This window comes from Streptomyces sp. NPDC046203 (genome assembly GCF_040646255.1).
Taxonomy (GTDB): Bacteria; Actinomycetota; Actinomycetes; order Streptomycetales; family Streptomycetaceae; genus Streptomyces.
This window is the reverse complement of sequence record NZ_JBEYZX010000036.1, coordinates 43,231-60,694: the sequence shown is the minus strand read 5'-3', so window position 1 is coordinate 60,694 and position 17,464 is coordinate 43,231. Positions and strand designations below refer to the sequence as shown.

At 72.3% G+C, this 17,464-nt stretch carries 14 protein-coding genes; 11 read left to right on the top strand and 3 right to left on the bottom strand.

The features are described from left to right. Window positions 1-148: 148 nt before the first annotated feature. From ABZ990_RS23215 to ABZ990_RS23205, 3 genes are all read left to right on the top strand, one after another. Window positions 149-361, top strand: coding sequence for a hypothetical protein (locus ABZ990_RS23215; protein WP_361234671.1), 213 nt, complete (start codon window positions 149-151; stop codon window positions 359-361). Window positions 362-575: 214 nt separating this feature from the next. Next, complete coding sequence (locus tag ABZ990_RS23210; RefSeq protein WP_361234668.1) at window positions 576-1,772, top strand: acyl-CoA dehydrogenase family protein; 1,197 nt, start codon at window positions 576-578, stop codon at window positions 1,770-1,772. A 424-nt stretch (window positions 1,773-2,196) separates the two neighbouring features. Beyond that, window positions 2,197-2,553: a hypothetical protein gene (locus ABZ990_RS23205; RefSeq protein ID WP_361234666.1), complete on the top strand. Its 357-nt coding sequence runs from the start codon at window positions 2,197-2,199 to the stop codon at window positions 2,551-2,553. 210 nt (window positions 2,554-2,763) lie between these two features. On the opposite strand, the gene ABZ990_RS23200 is transcribed toward ABZ990_RS23205, so the two are convergent. Next, on the bottom strand, window positions 2,764-3,567 hold the full coding sequence (locus ABZ990_RS23200) for a GNAT family N-acetyltransferase (RefSeq protein WP_361234663.1): 804 nt from the start codon (window positions 3,565-3,567) through the stop codon (window positions 2,764-2,766). Between the two features lie 824 nt (window positions 3,568-4,391). Here ABZ990_RS23200 and kdpF point away from each other — a divergent pair. From kdpF to ABZ990_RS23180, 4 genes are all read left to right on the top strand, one after another. Beyond that, entirely contained in the window at window positions 4,392-4,481 is a 90-nt protein-coding gene (gene kdpF, locus ABZ990_RS23195; protein ID WP_361234660.1) for a K(+)-transporting ATPase subunit F, read from the top strand. An 8-nt stretch (window positions 4,482-4,489) separates the two neighbouring features. Then, complete coding sequence (kdpA, locus tag ABZ990_RS23190) at window positions 4,490-6,154, top strand: potassium-transporting ATPase subunit KdpA (RefSeq protein ID WP_361234657.1); 1,665 nt, start codon at window positions 4,490-4,492, stop codon at window positions 6,152-6,154. A 209-nt stretch (window positions 6,155-6,363) separates the two neighbouring features. Further along, complete coding sequence (kdpB, locus tag ABZ990_RS23185) at window positions 6,364-8,466, top strand: potassium-transporting ATPase subunit KdpB (RefSeq protein WP_361234654.1); 2,103 nt, start codon at window positions 6,364-6,366, stop codon at window positions 8,464-8,466. A gap of 6 nt (window positions 8,467-8,472) precedes the next feature. Beyond that, window positions 8,473-9,144, top strand: coding sequence for a potassium-transporting ATPase subunit C (locus ABZ990_RS23180; protein ID WP_361234652.1), 672 nt, complete (start codon window positions 8,473-8,475; stop codon window positions 9,142-9,144). 173 nt (window positions 9,145-9,317) lie between these two features. Here the strand turns inward: ABZ990_RS23180 and ABZ990_RS23175 are convergent, their stop codons facing one another. Both ABZ990_RS23175 and ABZ990_RS23170 read right to left on the bottom strand, forming a co-directional pair. Further along, window positions 9,318-10,079: a methyltransferase domain-containing protein gene (locus ABZ990_RS23175; RefSeq protein WP_361234649.1), complete on the bottom strand. Its 762-nt coding sequence runs from the start codon at window positions 10,077-10,079 to the stop codon at window positions 9,318-9,320. 151 nt (window positions 10,080-10,230) lie between these two features. After that, a complete protein-coding gene (locus tag ABZ990_RS23170) occupies window positions 10,231-11,079 on the bottom strand; it encodes a serine protease (RefSeq protein ID WP_361234646.1) in 849 nt (282 codons plus the stop codon). 498 nt (window positions 11,080-11,577) lie between these two features. On the opposite strand from ABZ990_RS23170, the gene ABZ990_RS23165 reads away from it, so the two are divergent. From ABZ990_RS23165 to tdh, 4 genes are all read left to right on the top strand, one after another. Beyond that, complete coding sequence (locus ABZ990_RS23165) at window positions 11,578-13,800, top strand: tetratricopeptide repeat protein (RefSeq protein ID WP_361234644.1); 2,223 nt, start codon at window positions 11,578-11,580, stop codon at window positions 13,798-13,800. 60 nt (window positions 13,801-13,860) lie between these two features. Then, on the top strand, window positions 13,861-14,472 hold the full coding sequence (locus ABZ990_RS23160) for a hypothetical protein (RefSeq protein WP_361234642.1): 612 nt from the start codon (window positions 13,861-13,863) through the stop codon (window positions 14,470-14,472). Window positions 14,473-14,679: 207 nt separating this feature from the next. Then, window positions 14,680-16,242, top strand: coding sequence for an NAD(P)/FAD-dependent oxidoreductase (locus tag ABZ990_RS23155; RefSeq protein WP_361234639.1), 1,563 nt, complete (start codon window positions 14,680-14,682; stop codon window positions 16,240-16,242). 168 nt (window positions 16,243-16,410) lie between these two features. Beyond that, window positions 16,411-17,442, top strand: a complete 1,032-nt coding sequence (gene tdh, locus ABZ990_RS23150) for an L-threonine 3-dehydrogenase (protein WP_361234694.1) — start codon at window positions 16,411-16,413, stop codon at window positions 17,440-17,442. The last annotated feature ends 22 nt before the right edge of the window (window positions 17,443-17,464 follow it).

The following is a 17,464-nucleotide window of genomic DNA, read 5'->3' as shown; positions in this document are numbered from 1 at the left end:
GTCGAGCCGGGCCCCCGCCGACGCCACGGCGGCGACAGCACGGCCTGCGGGCGATTTCGGCGGGCCGGCGGGCCCCGGATGCGGGACCCCGGCCCGGACACGAGAATGGCCAGTACTCGTGTAACCGTGCGGAACGCCAGGAGGCGCCATGACCGGAGACACCGACAAGACGTCCCGGGGGGCCCGGGGGGAGACGCCCACCCCCGACAAGCTGCTGCACGCGGGGTCGGAGGGCGAGTTCTCCGCCGAGGACCTGGTCCTCGCCTCGGGCCGCGACCTGAACCCGAAGAACCTCGCGTGGGCGGAGCGGCGGATGGAACGGAAGGGGGCGCGCGCCTCCCTCGACGAACTCCTGCCCTGAAGACCTGAAGACCTGAAGACCTGAAGACCGCGTCCCCGCCACCCGGCGGGGTGTGGAAGGTCCGTACGCCACCGGCCGGCGCACGGGCCTTCCCCCTTTGTGGAACACGTTCTACCGTGGCTCGCCGCACAGGGACCGTCCGCGCCGAGCCGGGCTGCCCGCATCGCACGGCACCGCACCGCCCCGCGCCGAGGACCGAGCCACGGGAGACGCCATGCACCTCGACTACACGCCCGCCCAGCACCGATTGCGCGCCGAGCTGCGGGCCTACTTCGCGACGCTCGTCCCCGACGACGTCCACGCCCGCACCCGCTGTGCCGCCCCCGCCGAGCGGAAACGCTTCTACCGCGAGACCGTGCGCCGTCTCGGCACCGACGGCTGGCTCGGCGTCGGCTGGCCCACCGAGTACGGCGGCCGCGGCCTGACCCCGATGGAACAGTTCGTCTTCTTCGACGAGGCCGCGCAGGCCGGCGTCCCGCTGCCGCTGATGGCGCTCAACACCGTAGGGCCGACGATCATGCGCTACGGCACCGACGAGCAGAAGGCGTACTTCCTCCCGAGGATCCTCTCCGGGGAGATCGACTTCGCCATCGGCTACAGCGAACCCGACGCCGGCACCGACCTTGCCGCGCTCCGGACCCGCGCCGTGCGCGAGGGCGACGAGACGGACGGCCACTACCTCGTCGACGGCCAGAAGATCTGGACCACCAACGGCGACACCGCGGACTGGGTCTGGCTCGCCGTCCGCACCGACCCGGCCGCCCCGCCGCACCAGGGCATCACCATGCTCCTGGTCCCGACGAGCGATCCCGGCTACTCCTGCACCCTCATCGACACGCTCGCCTCCCACGACACCACCGCGAGCCACTACGAGAACATCCGTGTCCCCTGCTCCCGCCGGGTCGGCGCCGAGAACCAGGGCTGGCGACTGATCACCAACCAGCTCAACCACGAGCGCGTCACCCTCGCCGCCCACGGCACCATGGCCATCCGCGCCCTCCACGACGTCCGGCGCTGGGCCGCGGACACCAAACTCGCCGACGGCCGCCGCGTCCTCGACCTCGGCTGGGTCCGCCGCGTCCTGGCCCGCACCCACGTCCGCCTCGACGCGATGAAACTCCTCAACTGGCAGATGGTGAACGCGGTCCAGGACGGCACCCTCACCCCCCAGGACGCCTCCGCCGTCAAGGTGTACGGCTCCGAGGCGCGCCGCGACGCCTACGCCTGGCTCCTGGAGGTCACCGGCGCGGCGGGCGCGCTCAAGGAGGGCTCGCACGGCGCCGTCCTCCACGGCGAACTCGAGCGCGGCTACCGCTCCGCCGTCGTCTTCACCTTCGGCGGCGGCAACAACGAGATCCAGCGCGAGATCATCTCCTGGATCGGCCTCGGCATGCCCCGCGTCCGCCGCTGACGGTTCGTGACGCGTGAGGGGTGGCGTCCACCCGCGCCCACCGCTCTTCGGCACGGCATGGCAAAGGACGGCCGGGAGAAGGCGGTGCGCGAGGGGGCCGAGGCCGCCCTTCGGGAGGTCGCCGCATCCTCCTCGGCCTCGGTGGGGGCAGAAAGGACGGGCCTCCCGAATGTCCCGGCGGTGATCGACGCGGATGCGGCGAAGCTGACCGAAAAGCGCTCCGGAGAATGCGTCGACCGCATTCTCCGGAGCGTTTTTCGTATGCCGCGCCGCCCGTCCGGAACAAGCCGGGAATGGCCACCGGTGGAAAACAAGCCGGGAGCGAGGGGAACAAGCCTCTCCGACACCGTCGCCTTGACGCGTCACCGTCAAGGGTCGTTTCCTTTCCGGTGTCCACTTCACAAGAGTCGACCGGAGGAACACAGTGGGAAAGTACCTGGGGGCAAGGTCGGTCGCGGCGTTGGCCGCCGCGGCGCTCATCGGCCTGATGGTTCCGGGCGTCGCCGACGCCGCGCAGGGGTCCGCCGATTCCGCCTCCTACACGAGGTGCAGCAGCGGAGGCACGGAGCTGGCGACGGCGGCGGAGGCCGTGGCCGTCCGGACCGGCCCCAGTGTCAGCGCCGCCGTGGTCACCACCGCCCAGAAGGGCACCACCTGGTACTGCCAGGGCTACGCCTTGGGTGACCGCTACAACGCCTGCGGGGTCACGCAGGCGAACGGCTGGCTTTACGTGTGGAACAACAACTACGCCGGCTATTCCGCGATGACCTGCTGGAACTGACGGCACGTATTGCCCCGTCGAAGGGCGAAGGCAATATGATTCCCAAATCCCGGCAATTTACAGGCCGGTGAATCGCCGCCGCGGAGGCGCCCGATACGGGTGCCTCCGCGGGGGCGTGGGGCGCTGTCCGGTGGATCGGCTCGGCCGAGGCGCCGGACAGCGCCCCACAGGAATTCCCGTTCCTTTTCGAGTGTGGCGCGCTCGGCTCCCTCACGGGGTCCCCGCCCGAGGCCCCCGTGCCGCGTCCGCCGGTGCCGACGTGCCGACGGCGGGTCCGGCGGCGAAATGGACGTACTCACGGCTCAGCCGGAAGCCCGCGGTCCAGGCGAGCAGCCGGCTCGGGCGGTTGTCGCGCGAGCAGGACCAACTGGCGCGGTGACCGCGCGCCGTGATGTCGGCGGTCAGCCCGGTGACGCAGGCCAGGGCGAGATGCCGGCGGCGTTCGCCGGGGCCGGTGGCGCAGGCGACGTCCTCGTAGCGGCTGCCGAGGAAGCGGGTGCAGGCCAGGGCGAGGATCCGGCCCCGGCGGAAGGCGGCCCAGGCCAGGCCGGATTCGGCGAGGGCGGCGGGCCCGCCCCAGGTGTCGTGGAGCCAGGCCGCCGCCGGATCCAGGCCGGCGAGCGCGGGAGCGTCCCGGGGCGCGAGGCGGCGCACGGTCACCCCGGTGGGGACGCGCGGCGCGACGGGCTCGGCCCGGTGGACGTAGAGCATGCGTTCCCAGGGGTGGAGGTGGCCGAAGGCCGCGCCGAGGACCGGCAGGAAGCGGTCCGGCGCCTCGACGTAGTGCCCGGCGAACGGGGCCAACAGCTCCGGGGAGACGGCACCGGGGTCCCCGGTGAGCAGGGCGTATCCGCCACAGGTCACGGCCACGACGCGGGGTTCTCGCGCCCGGTCGGTCCACCACCGGCCGTGGCCGGTGGCGAGGACGTGCTCGGCGAGCGCGCCGGATCCCGGGGTGCCGGAGAGGAACACCCGGGCGGGCGCGGGAGGTTGGTGGGACGCGTGGGGGATCACGGGTACTCCTGGTGCGGCGGGGACGAGGAGGTACGGGGCGGGACGCGGAGCCGGGCGCGGTGCTGAGGGCGGTGCCGGGGGCGGGGCGAACGCGAGGTCGAACGCGGGGCGGCGCCGGCCGGCGGTTCGGCCGGTGGGCGCGGAGGAAGGCAGGGGAAGCGCGGGTACACGGGTACGGAGCAGGGGCACCGGACGGCGGGTCGCGACGCCCCGGCGGTCAGGGCACGGGGAATCCGGTCGGCCGGGCATACGGACGGGACGTCCGTCGACGCGGTCCGCCGGATGAGGGCCGTGTGCTGTGTGCGCCTCCATGGAAACCGAGCGCGCGGGACTCCCGCAAGACCGCCGGAAGGCCGCCCTTCTCTTCACGGCGCCACCTCGACGCCGTACACCAACGTCCTCGGGACGCCTTCGAGACGGCTTCGGGACACCCGGGACGCCGTGCGGTGTCCCGACATGGACGCGAAGCCGTCGCCAAGCCGCCCACATGCGCCGCCCGGGCACCCTCGCCCCGCCCGCTCGTCCACCTGCCCGTGACATCGGCGCGCACGCCGATGTCACCCTGGCCGAAACGCCCCCCGCCGTCTCCCTACGGCGTCCGCGCCCGAACCCGTAGAGGACGCGTCAAGACCGGACCCCCAGGCGTCAGAGGGGCGTCAACGGCAGCGGCGGCGTGGCTGATATGAGGTTCGCTCCTCGTGTCCGAGTATTCGATTCCCTTCCTCATTTCTCCGGGAGCTCACGATGGCCGACGTGGCCTTCGTCCTCGCCACGGTCGCGATCTTCGCGCTGGTGGCGTTCATCGCCAAGGGGGTGGCCAAGCTGTGACTGCCGAGAACATCGTCGGTCTCGTCGTGGCCGTCGCCCTGCTGGGCTATCTGATCCTCGCCCTCGTCAAGCCCGAGAGGTTCTGAGCCCCGAGATGAGTCCCGTCCTCGCTGGAGTCCTCCAGCTTCTGGCGCTGGTCGTCGCGCTCGGTCTGTCGTACCGGCCGCTCGGCGACCACATGGCGCGCGTCTACTCCTCGGAGAAGCACTACCGTCCCGAGAAGTGGATCTACAAGGCGATCGGCGCCAACCCGGACACGGAGATGCGCTGGCCGGCCTATCTGCGCGGAGTGCTCGCCTTCTCCGCCGTCAGTGTCCTCTTCCTCTATCTGCTTCAGCGGGTCCAGGGTTCGCTGCCCGGCTCGCTCGGCTTCGTGTCGATCGACCCGGACCAGGCCTTCAACACGGCCGCGTCGTTCGTCGCGAACACCAACTGGCAGTCGTACTACGGCGAGCAGGCCATGGGCCACGTGGTGCAGACCGGCGGCCTCGCGGTGCAGAACTTCGTCTCGGCGGCCGTCGGCATGGCCGTGGCGGTCGCCCTCGTCCGAGGCTTCGCCCGGTCCCGCTCCGGTGAACTGGGCAACTTCTGGGCCGACCTGGTCCGCGGCACCGTCCGCATCCTCCTGCCGATCGCGGTCGTCGGCGCGGTGGTCCTGGTGGCCTGCGGCGTCATCCAGAACTTCGCCGGCATCCACGAGGTCGGCCAGTTCGGCGGCACCCCGCAGCAGTGGAACGGCGGCGCGGTGGCCTCGCAGGAGGTCATCAAGGAGCTGGGCACCAACGGCGGCGGCTACTTCAACGCCAACTCCTCCCACCCCTTCGAGAACCCCAACGGGCTGTCGAACCTCTTCGAGATCTACCTGATACTGGTGATTCCCTTCGCGATGACGCGGACCTTCGGCCGGATGGTCGGGTCGGTCAAGCAGGGGTACGCGATCCTCGGCACGATGGCCGTCATCTGGATCGGCTTCACCGCGCTGATGATGTGGACCGAGTTCGCCCACCGCGGCCCGGCGTTCGAGCTGGCCGGCGGGGCCATGGAGGGCAAGGAGACCCGCTTCGGGATCGCCGGCTCGTCGTTGTTCGCCGTGGCCACCACACTGACCTCGACCGGCGCGGTCAACTCCTTCCACTCCTCGTACACCGGCTTCGGCGGCGGCATCGCGATGCTCGGCATGCAGCTCGGCGAGATCGCGCCCGGCGGTGTCGGCTCCGGCCTCTACGGCATGCTGATCATGGCGGTCGTCGCGGTCTTCCTCGCGGGTCTGATGGTCGGCCGTACGCCCGAGTACCTGGGGAAGAAGATCGGCACCCGCGAGATCAAGTTCGCGGCCTGCTACATCCTGATCACCCCGGCGCTGGTGCTCTGCTTCACGGCGCTCGCGATCGCGCTGCCGACGCCCCCGCACTCGATGCTCAACACGGGCGCCCACGGCTTCTCCGAGATCCTTTACGCCTACACCTCCGGCGCCAACAACAACGGATCCGCCTTCGCCGGTCTGAACGCCGACACCCAGTGGTTCAACTCGACGATCGGCATCGCGATGCTGCTCGGCCGCTTCCTGCCCATGGTGTTCGTCCTCGCCCTCGCCGGCTCGCTCGCCGAACAGACACCCGTACCGGCGACCGCCGGAACACTGCGGACCGAGAAGCCGCTGTTCGCGGGCCTGCTGGGCGGCACGATCCTGATCGTCACCGGTCTCACCTACTTCCCGGCCCTCGCTCTCGGACCGCTCGCCGAAGGGCTCGCGGCATGACACACGGCATACGGAAACCCGGCACACCGGAATCCGGCATACGGGAATCCGGCGCACCGGAACCCGGCCTGCGAAGCCACGCCCCCCAGGCCCACGCCCCCCGGACCGGCGACGCGCGGAACCACCCCGCCCGGACCCACGACCCACAGCACCCCGCCCCACACCACCCCGCCCCACACCACCCCGACGTAAAGGATCACGAGGACGCCATGTCCGCCACGCGACCGACCACCGCGCCCCACGGGGACCCCTCCGGCGGGCGGCATGCCCACGGACGGGTGGGCGGCGGTCTGTTCGACCCGAAGCAGCTGGTCACGTCCTTCCCCGACGCGCTGCGCAAGCTCGACCCGCGGGTGATGGTCAAGACGCCGGTGATGTTCGTGGTCCTGGTCGGGTCGGTCGTCACCACGGCCCTCGCGATCCAAAGCCCCTCGGACTGGTTCGGCTGGGCGATCGCCGGCTGGCTGTGGCTGACGACGGTCTTCGCCAATCTCGCCGAGGCCGTAGCCGAGGGCCGCGGCAAGGCGCAGGCCGACACCCTGCGCAAGGCCAAGACCGACACGGTCGCGCGCCGGCTGGCCGGCGGCGCCGAGGAACCGGTCCCCGGCACCGATCTGCGCGTCGGCGACCTCGTGGTCTGCGAGGCCGGCGACATCATCCCCGGCGACGGCGATGTCGTCGAGGGGGTCGCGAGCGTGGACGAGTCCGCGATCACCGGCGAGTCCGCCCCGGTCATCCGGGAGTCCGGCGGCGACCGGTGCGCGGTCACGGGCGGGACGAAGGTGCTGTCCGACCGGATCGTCGTGAAGATCACGACGAAGCCCGGCGAGACCTTCATCGACCGCATGATCAACCTGGTCGAGGGCGCGGCCCGGCAGAAGACGCCGAACGAGATCGCGCTCAACATCCTGCTGGCCTCGCTGACGATCGTCTTCCTACTGGCCGTCGTCACCCTGAAGCCCTTCGCGATCTACGCCGGGGCCGACAAGCAGACCTCCCTCATCGTCCTCACCGCGCTTCTCGTCTGCCTCATCCCGACGACGATCGGCGCCCTGCTCTCCGCGATCGGCATCGCGGGCATGGACCGGCTCGTGCAGCGCAATGTGCTCGCCATGTCCGGCCGCGCGGTCGAGGCGGCGGGCGACGTGTCGACACTGCTGCTCGACAAGACCGGCACCATCACCCTGGGCAACCGGCAGGCCGCCGAGTTCGTGCCGGTCAAGGGCGTGACGGAGGCCGAGGTCGCGGACGCCGCGCAGCTCTCCTCGCTGGCCGACGAGACCCCCGAGGGCCGCTCGATCGTCGTCCTCGCGAAGGAGAAGTACGGGCTGCGCGAACGCCACCAGGGCGAACTCGCCCAGGCGGAGTGGATCGCCTTCACCGCCCAGACCCGGATGTCGGGCGTGGACGTCGAAGGCCGGCAGACCCGCAAGGGCGCGGCCGGTTCGGTCCTCGCCTGGGTCCGCGAGCAGGGCGGCGAGGTCGCCGCCGACGCCGACACGCTGGCGGACCGGATCTCCGAGGCCGGCGGCACCCCGCTGCTCGTCGCGGTGAAGGACGACGCCGGCGCGCGGGTCCTGGGCGTCGTCCATCTGAAGGACGTCGTCAAGGAGGGCATGCGGGAACGGTTCGACGAACTGCGCCGCATGGGCATCAAGACCGTCATGATCACGGGCGACAACCCGCTGACCGCCCGCGCCATCGCCGAGGAGGCGGGAGTCGACGACTTCCTCGCCGAGGCCACCCCCGAGGACAAGATGGCCCTCATCAAGCGGGAGCAGGCAGGCGGCAAACTGGTCGCGATGACCGGCGACGGCACCAACGACGCCCCGGCCCTCGCCCAGGCCGATGTCGGCGTGGCGATGAACACGGGCACGTCGGCCGCCAAGGAGGCCGGCAACATGGTCGACCTCGACTCGAACCCGACGAAGCTCATCGAGATCGTCGAGATCGGCAAGCAGCTCCTCATCACCCGGGGCGCGCTGACCACCTTCTCCATCGCCAACGACGTGGCGAAGTACTTCGCCATCATCCCGGCCATGTTCGCGGTGGCGTATCCCTCGCTCGACAAGCTGAACATCATGGCCCTGTCGTCGCCGCGGTCAGCGATCCTCTCGGCGGTCGTCTTCAACGCGCTGATCATCATCGCCCTGGTCCCGCTTGCCCTCAAGGGCGTGCGCTACCGCCCGTCCAGCGCGGACTCGATGCTCCGGCGCAACCTCGGGATCTACGGACTCGGCGGCCTCGTCGCCCCGTTCGTGGGCATCAAGATCATCGACCTGCTCCTCTCCCTCATCCCCGGAATCGGCTGATCCACGATGAACTACTCGGTAGGAAACACGGGCCGTGTGCTCTGGGCCGGCCTGCGGGCCCTGATCGTCCTGACGGTGGTGTGCGGGGTGCTCTACCCGCTCGCCGTGACCGGGATCGCCCAGCTCGCCTTCCCCGCCAAGGCCAACGGATCGACGATCGAGGACGCGAGCGGAAAGGTCGTCGGCTCCTCGCTCATCGGGCAGCGCTACGACCTGCCACTCAAGGACGGCCAGGAGACGGCCGCCCCGGATCTGCGCTGGTTCCAGCCGCGCCCGTCCCGTGGTCTCGGCACCAACACCGTCAACACCCGATACGCACTCCTGCTCTCCGGCGCCACCAACCGCGCCGGCGACAGCTCCGAGCTGATCACCTGGGTCACCGAGGCCAAGGCGGCCGTCGTCAAGGACAACTCCGTCCCCGGCCACCCGGTGAAACCGTCCGAGGTGCCGGCCGACGCGGTGACCTCCTCCGGCTCGGGCCTGGACCCGAACATCTCCCCGGCGTACGCCGGGCTCCAGGTCCGCCGGGTCGCCGAGAGGAACCACCTCACCGTCGAGCAGGTGGAGAAACTGGTCGCCGAGCACACCGGCGGCCGGATCCTCGGCTTCATCGGAGAGCCCCGGGTCAACGTCCTCGAACTGAACACCGCACTCAGAGACTTGACCGCCAAGGGCTGAAACGCGAGCCGGAGCAGGGGCCGAGGCCCGATCACGGCGCAGAGGGAGCCGGCGGCTCCGGGATTCCTCCCGGGCCCGCCGGCTTCCGGCGTACCGGAACGTACCGGAGTGGAGCGGGCGGCGCGGGCCGTCGCGTGCCGGTCCGGCGGGGGAGCGCCCAGAGGGCGTACGGCTCACGGCCGGGTGGCCACCAGCAGATCGGCGACGTAGGTCTCCTCCACGGTCCCGTCGGGGAACAGCGCGCGCAGCCGCGCCCCCTCCTCGCGGAGGAACGCGCGCCGGACGTCCTCGGGCAGGACGAGAAAGGCCGAGCGGGTGCCGATGTTCGCGAGGTGCGTGCCGAGGGGGACCGTCCGGCTCCAGCGCATCTGATGGCGGGTGACGGGCAGGCCCGAGAGGCCCGCCCGGCGGACGGCGTCACGGTCCCCGTAGCGCACCCGGGACTGCGGTTCCACCCCGCAGACCTCGGCGATCCGCCGGTGCTGGGCGAGGATCCAGGGCACGTCGAAGGCGGTGGTGTTCCACCAGATCGCGAGCGCGCCGGCCGGCCGCAGCACCCGGAGGGCCTCCGGGACCGAACGGGCCGGATCGGTCCAGTGCCAGGACTGGCCGTAGGTGACCAGATCGTGCGAGGCGTCGGCGAGCGGGAGGGCGTTGCCGTCCCCCAGGACGACGGGCACCCCGGGGAGCAGGGCGCGCAGCCGGGCCGCCATGGCGGGGCCCGGCTCGACGCCGACGACCCGGGCCCCGCGGTCGCGCAGCAGCCGGGTGGCGATCCCGGTGCCCGCGCCGACGTCCGCGACGCGCGCACCGTTCAGGGGCCGCCCCGCGCACTCCTCGACGCGGTCGAGGAGTGCGGGCGGATACGAGGGCCGGGCGGCCGCGTAGCGATCGGCGGCCGTGTCGAACGCGCGGGCGCGAAGCGGGGAGGACACCTCCCCATCATCGGCGCCCGGCCCGCCGCCCCCGCGGGCGACCCGCGGGGCCGGCGGGCCGGCGGGCCGGATCCGGGCTTGTGTACGGCCGCTCCTACCGACCCGACCCGACCCGACCCGACCCGACACGGCCCGGCCTGGCCCGACCCGACTACGGCTTCGGCAGGGTGCAGCCGGCCCGGTTCAGATCGAACACGTTCCCGGGCCCGACGCACGGGATGATCTGGTACGTCTGCTGGGCGTAGTTGATGCCCTGGCGGACCGTCACGGCGCCGTTCGCGTCGACCTCGCACGGGTTGTTCATGGTGCAGGTGCCGCCGCTCTCGTTGCCCGTGTTGTTGACGGCGACGACCTTGCCGGTGGTCGTGTCGATCACCGGCGAGCCGGAGGTGCCGCCGATGGTGTTGCAGGACGAGGTGTAGCGGACCGAGTCCTTCCAGGTCCAGGCATCCTCCTTGAGGCGGTACGCGAACCCGTCGACGTTGCAGCTGTACGTCCGCTTCCAGTACCCGGAGACCACGGTGATCGCCGAACCCTGCGTCGGGCGCACGTCGTTGAGGGTGAGGGCGCCGATGCCGTACTGGCTCTGGATCTGGTCGTACGTCTTGGTCAGCTGGTAGACCGAGATGTCGGTGTCGGTCATCGTGGCGTACGCGATCTTGCTCGCCTGGAGCGTGGCCACCTTGGTGCCCGCCCCGTTGAGCAGGGAGAAGGTACGGGTCGACGCCCGGTCCTTGACGACCTGGCCGGCCGCCGGCATGCCGGTCTCCAGGCAGTGCCCGTTGGAGAGGACGAGCGCGGGGTCGGTCGACAGCGAGGACGGCATCCGGACGACGGAGCCGGAACAGTTGCTGAGCGCGACCGTTCCCGCGAAGTCGACGGCGGCGGGTGCGACGGCCTTGACCGGCGCGGTGTTCGCGGGCGAGGAAGCCATGGCCGGGGCCGTCGTCGCGCCTGCCAGGGCGAGCGCGATCAGCGTGCCGGCGAGAGGCTTGTTCATGTGGGGGTTCCCCTCTGGTGACGGTGCGTTCGAAGCGGTGCGAGTTGTCATGTGCATTCTTGGAACCCCGGGCCCGGCTGACAAGAGGGCGTACCGCGCCACATCCCGACCACCGCCTCCACGCCGTCCCCGCGCCTCCGCGCTCCGGCGCCGACGGCGCTCGGCCCCGCGCGCGGAGCGTCCGGCGGCGTACTGCGACTTTCGCGTACGCCCTCGGCCCCCGTGCGCCCCCACAGGGCCCCGCGTCGCCGCCCCGCACCGCCGCCGACCGGCGGCCTGGCACCCCGACCATGGCTCGCGCCCTCTTCCCGAACCGGCGGCCGGTCGTCGAAGACGCCGCTCCGGCGGCGGTTTCCGCGCACCGTACCGGACGCGCGGGGACCGGCCCGGACCGGACACCCCGCCCGTGTCGTACAGTCTGCGGACCGGTGCCGCCATACTGGGACGGGCCGGGGAGGGGCGGCACGGCGACGGGGTACTCGGGGGCGACAGCACGCGATGGCGGACACGGACACCAGGCTGATCCAGGGCCGGTACCGGCTCCAGGAAGTGATCGGCCGCGGCGGCATGGGCGAGGTGTGGCGGGCCACCGACGAGTCGCTGGAGCGGCGCGTCGCCGTCAAGTGCCTGCGACCGCTCGGCCGGCAGCGCGACCCCGACCATCTCGCCGTCCTGCGCGAGCGCTTCCGGCGCGAGGCCCGGGTCGCCGCCGCGCTCCAGCACCGGGGCATCACCGTCGTCCACGACTTCGGCGAGTCCGACGGGGTCCTCTTCCTCGTCATGGAACTCCTCGACGGGCGCAATCTGAGCCAGCTGCTCACCGACAACGACAAGCGGCCGCTGCCGGTCGCCGAGGTCCTCGACATCGCCGAACAGGTCGCCGAGGCCCTCGCCTACACCCACCGTCAGGGCGTCGTGCACCGCGACCTCAAGCCCGCCAACATCATGCGGCTCACCGACGGCACCGTGAAGATCTGCGACTTCGGCATCGCGCGGCTCGGCGCGGACATGGACTTCACCTCCCGTCTCACCGGCACCGGCATCGCCATGGGCACCCCGCACTACATGTCGCCGGAACAGATCGGCGGGGGCGGCGCCGTCGACCACCGCAGCGATCTGTACTCCCTCGGCTGTGTGCTCTACGAAGTGGCCACCGGACGGCCGCCGTTCGACATGGAGGACACCTGGGCGATCCTCATCGGACACCGCGACACCGCCCCCGCGCCGCTGCGCGGCCACCGCCCCGAACTGCCCGGCTATCTGGACCTGGCCGTCCTCGACCTGCTCGCCAAGGCACCCGGGGAGCGCCCGGCCGACGCGGCCGAACTGGGCCGGCGGCTGGTCTCCGGCCGCACCGGCACGGACCCCGCCCTCCGGCCGGCGCCGCCGGCCGTGCTGCCCGCCTGGGCCCGCACGCTGGCCGCCGGCCGCCCGGCGGCCTCCAGCCCCGCCGGCCGCCCCGCCCCGGCGCACGACCACGCCGCCGCACTCACCACCGTCTGGACCGGGACCGCCGCTTCGCACCCGCCCGCGCCTTCCGAGACCGGGCAGCCCCCCGTTTCTCCGGCCACCGAGATCGCCCCCGCCCCCGTATCCCCGGTCGGCGAGATCGCTCCCGCCCCCGTCTCCCCGGCCAACGAGATCGCCGCCGTCCTCGCCGGCCGGCACCGGGCCGGGCTCGGGCTCGGCCGGCTCGGCCGCTGGACGGAGGCCGCCGATCTGCTCCGCACGGTGGTGCGCGACCGGGTGCACGTGCTCGGCGCCGACCACCCCGACACCCTGGCCAGCGGTTACGAACTGGGCTTCGCGCTCGGCCGGCTCGGCCGTGCCACCGACGCCCTGGACCGGTTCGCGGCGGTCGCCGAGGGCCGCGCCCGCACCCTGGGCGCCGACCACCCCGACACCCTGGCGGCCCGTCAGGAGACCGCGTACGTCCTCGGCGGACTCGGCCGCCACGCCGAGGCGCACGAGGTGTACGAGACGGTCCTCGCCGCCCGGACCCGCACCATGGGCGCCGAGCACCCCGACACCCTGCGCTGCCGCCACAACCTGGCGTTCACCCTCGGCCGGATCGGCCGGGTCACGGAGGCGTACGCGACGGCCCGCGAGGTCGCCCACGTCCGCGCCCGGCTGCTCGGTGCCGAGCATCCCGACACGCTGGCGACCCGGCACGAGATCGGCCACGCGCTCGGCCGCCTCGGCCGCTGGTCGGACGCGCTCGCCCAACACCGCGAGGTCGCCGAGGCCCGGCGCGCCGTCCTCGGCGCGGACCATCCCGACACCCTCGCCACGCGCTACGAGACGGGCATCTGCCTGGGCCGCCTCGGGCGCGCCGAGGAGGCCACCGTGCTCTACCGCGACCTGGTCGGCGCCCGGACCCGGGCGAACGGCCCCGACCACCCGGAGACCCTGCGGGCCCGGCACGGCCTGGGCGTCAACCTCGGCCGCCTCGGCGACTGGGACGACGCCCTGGCCGAGGCCCGTACGGTCCGCTCCGCCCGCGCCCGCGTCCTCGGCGCCGACCACCCGGACACCCTCGCCAGCCACCGCGAGGCCGGGATCGCACTCGGCCATCTGGACCGCTGGGCGGAGGCCCTGGCCGAGTACCGCCACATCACCGCGGTCCGTACCCGGCTGCTCGGCGCCGGCCACCCGGCGACCCGCGCCGCCCTGGCCGACGAGACCCACTGCCGGCGGCGGCTGGGCGCCACCTCCGCGTAAGGCACCCCACCTGCGTAAATCTGTTCGATCGAGGCGTCGGGCCCAGGTAGACAGGGGCCGGTGGGCGCCCAGGAGCGTGAGCGCAAGGTGTACCGGCCGCTGCGGCGGGCCGGTCTCAAGGTGATTCCGGACGCCGTGCCGGCCGGCACGATCCCCTTCGTCCTCGGATACGGCGCCGAGGACGTGGCCGGCGGGTTCTCCTACCCGTACGACACCCCGAAACTCGTCGAGCGGCTGAACGAGAGCTGGTACGACCTCGCCGTCTCGGCGGGTCTGTTCGACGACCGGCGGGAGTCCCTCCTCCAACTGCCCCAGGGCGTCCGGTCGCACCAGGCGATTGTGCGCGATGGTGGCGACGGAGACCGCGGGGCGCCCGAGGCATGGACCCGGGTTCGGCTGCTCGACCGCTGGGACATCATGGGCCGGGGCGCGCAGTCGGCGTTCCTCGGCATCCACGCCGGGCACCCGGGCTTCGGCATGCCGGCCCTCGACGGCAGCGTGTACATCAGGTGCTCGACCGGTGAGCGGGGTGTCGACGTGCTGGAAGTGCGTCGCCCGGACCGCTCGGAGAGCGTCCTGCGGTTTCTGGAACGGATCGTGGCGCAGGACGAACCCTTCGGCCGGCACCGCGAGTTCAAGAAACGGATCGCCGCCTGGCTGCGGGAGCGCTGACGGCGTGCCGTCGTCCGGCCGGCCCGCGCCTCCGCGCCGTAACGTGCCGAGACACGGCGGGCCCCCCGGGTGGCCCCGGCTTACGGCGGCAGGGGTACGGGCGGGCGGCCCCGCCCGCCCGCCATCACCCCCTCGGAGCAGGGGCTTTCGCCGATCCCGTCGTGTCGGATCCCTGGTGGAAGCGCCCGGGAGGTGCTAGCAAGGGGCATGATCGATTCGCACAGCTCCTACGACGCAGTCATCGTCGGCGGTGGACACAACGGCCTGGTCGCCGCCGCCTACCTCGCCCGCGCCGGGCGCCGGGTCGTCGTTCTCGAACGACTCGGCACCACCGGTGGCGCCGCCGTCTCGACACAGCCCTTCGCCGGGGTCGACGTGCGGCTGTCCCGCTACTCGTACCTCGTCTCCCTGCTCCCCGACAAGATCGTGCGCGATCTCGGGCTGCGCTTCGCGGTGCAGAAACGTTCCGTCTCCTCGTACACCCCGTACCGCGACTCCGGTCTGCTCGTCGGCGGCGACCAGGAGCGCACCCGCGCCTCCTTCGCCGCGCTCACCGGATCCGACCGCGAGTACGCGGCATGGCAGGAGTTCTACGGCCGTACCGCGCGCGCCGCCCGGCGGATCTTCCCGACCCTCACCGAACCGCTGCCGAGCCGGGCCGCCCTGCGTGCCCGCCTCGACGACGAACCGACCTGGGACATGCTCTTCGAGCAGCCGATCGGCGCCGCCGTCGAACGGCACTTCGCCGACGACCTGGTGCGCGGCGTCGTCCTGACCGACGCCCTCATCGGCACCTTCGCCGACGCGCACGACCCCTCCCTGATCCAGAACCGCTGCTTCCTCTACCACGTCATCGGCGGCGGCACCGGCGACTGGGACGTCCCCGTCGGCGGCATGGGCGCGCTCACCACCGCCCTCGCCGACGCCGCCCGTGCCGCCGGCGCGACCCTGCTGACCGGCCACGAGGTCACCCGGATCGCCACCGACGGCAGCCGCGCCGAGATCGCGTACCGCACCGCCGACGGCGACGGCGTCATCGACGCGGAGCACGTCCTCGTCAATGCCTCGCCGCAGGCCCTCGCCGAACTCCTCGGCGACCCGGCCCCCGCCACCCCCGCCGAGGGCGCCCAGCTCAAGGTCAACATGGTGCTGAGCCGGCTGCCGAGGCTCCGCGACCGGGCCGTCGACCCGCGCGAGGCGTTCTCCGGCACCTTCCACATCGCCGAGGGATACGGCCAGTTGGCCACCGCGTACGCCGAGGCCGCCGCCGGCCGGCTGCCCACCGCCCCGCCGGCCGAGATCTACTGCCACAGCCTGACCGATCCGACGATCCTCGGCCCCGAGGCCACCGCCCGGGGCTACCAGACCCTCACCCTCTTCGGGCTGCACGCGCCCGCCCGGCTCTTCGCCGCCGACCCGGACGGCGCCCGCGAGGACCTCCTGAAGGCCACCCTCGCCCAGCTCGACGCCGTCCTCGACGAGCCGATCACCGACTGCCTCGCCCGCGACGCCGACGGCCGGCCCTGTATCGAGGCGAAGAGCCCCGTCGACCTCGAGAACGAACTGCGGCTGCCCGGCGGGCACATCTTCCACCGCGACCTCTCCTTCCCCTACGGCGACGAGGAGGCCACCGGCGCCGCCCGCTGGGGCGTCGGCACCCGCCACCCCAACGTCCTGCTCTGCGGCGCCGGTGCCGTACGCGGCGGCGGAGTGAGCGGCGTGCCCGGTCACAACGCGGCCATGGCGGTACTCGAAGGGCTCGCGGATTGACGCCCGACCCCGCCCCGCCAGCGGTGTGAAGCTGATCTGCGAGGGCGCTTAAGAAATCCTCGATGGACCACGGCCCCGACATACGAAAGATTTCGTCCGGGGAATCCGGCGCTTCAGGCTGCCTGGAACCTCCGCACCACAGGAATTCGTACGTCGGGAGCCGTGACATTGAAGGCGCTGGTCAAGCAGAAGTCGGAACCGGGACTCTGGCTCGCGGACGTCCCCGAGCCGGAGACCGGACCCGGTGACGTACTGATCAAGGTCAAGCGGACCGGAATCTGCGGCACCGATCTGCACATCCGTTCCTGGGACGGCTGGGCGCAAAAGACCATCTCGACCCCGCTCGTCCTCGGCCACGAGTTCGTCGGCGAGGTCGTCGAGACCGGCCGCGACGTCTCCGACGACATCAAGGTCGGCGACCTGGTCAGCGGCGAGGGCCACCTGGTCTGCGGCAAGTGCCGCAACTGCCTGGCGGGCCGCCGGCACCTGTGCCGCGCCACCGTCGGCCTCGGTGTCGGCCGCGACGGCGCCTTCGCCGAGTACGTGGTGCTGCCCGCCTCCAACGTGTGGGTGCACCGGGTCCCGGTCGACCTCGACGTCGCCGCGATCTTCGACCCGTTCGGCAACGCGGTGCACACCGCGCTGTCCTTCCCGCTCGTCGGCGAGGACGTCCTGGTCACCGGCGCCGGCCCGATCGGCATCATGGCGGCGGCCGTCGCCAAGCACGCCGGCGCGCGCAACGTCATGATCACCGACGTCAGCGAGGAGCGCCTCGCGCTCGCCCGCAAGACGGGTGTCTCGCTCGCGCTCAACGTCGCCGAGCAGACCATCGCCGACGGCCAGCGCACCCTCGGTCTCAAGGAGGGCTTCGACGTCGGCCTGGAGATGTCCGGCAACCCGCGCGCGATGCGCGACATGGTCGCCAACATGACCCACGGCGGCAAGATCGCCATGCTCGGCCTGCCCAGCGAGGACTTCGCCGTCGACTGGTCCCGGATCGTCACCTCGATGATCACCGTCAAGGGCATCTACGGCCGCGAGATGTTCGAGACCTGGTACGCCATGTCGGTCCTCCTGGAGGGCGGTCTCGACCTCGCCCCGGTCATCACCGGGCGCTACGACTACCGCGACTTCGAAGCGGCCTTCGACGACGCCGCGTCCGGCCAGGGCGGCAAAATCATCCTCGACTGGACCGTCTGACCACCCCTCCAGGAGCTTCAGC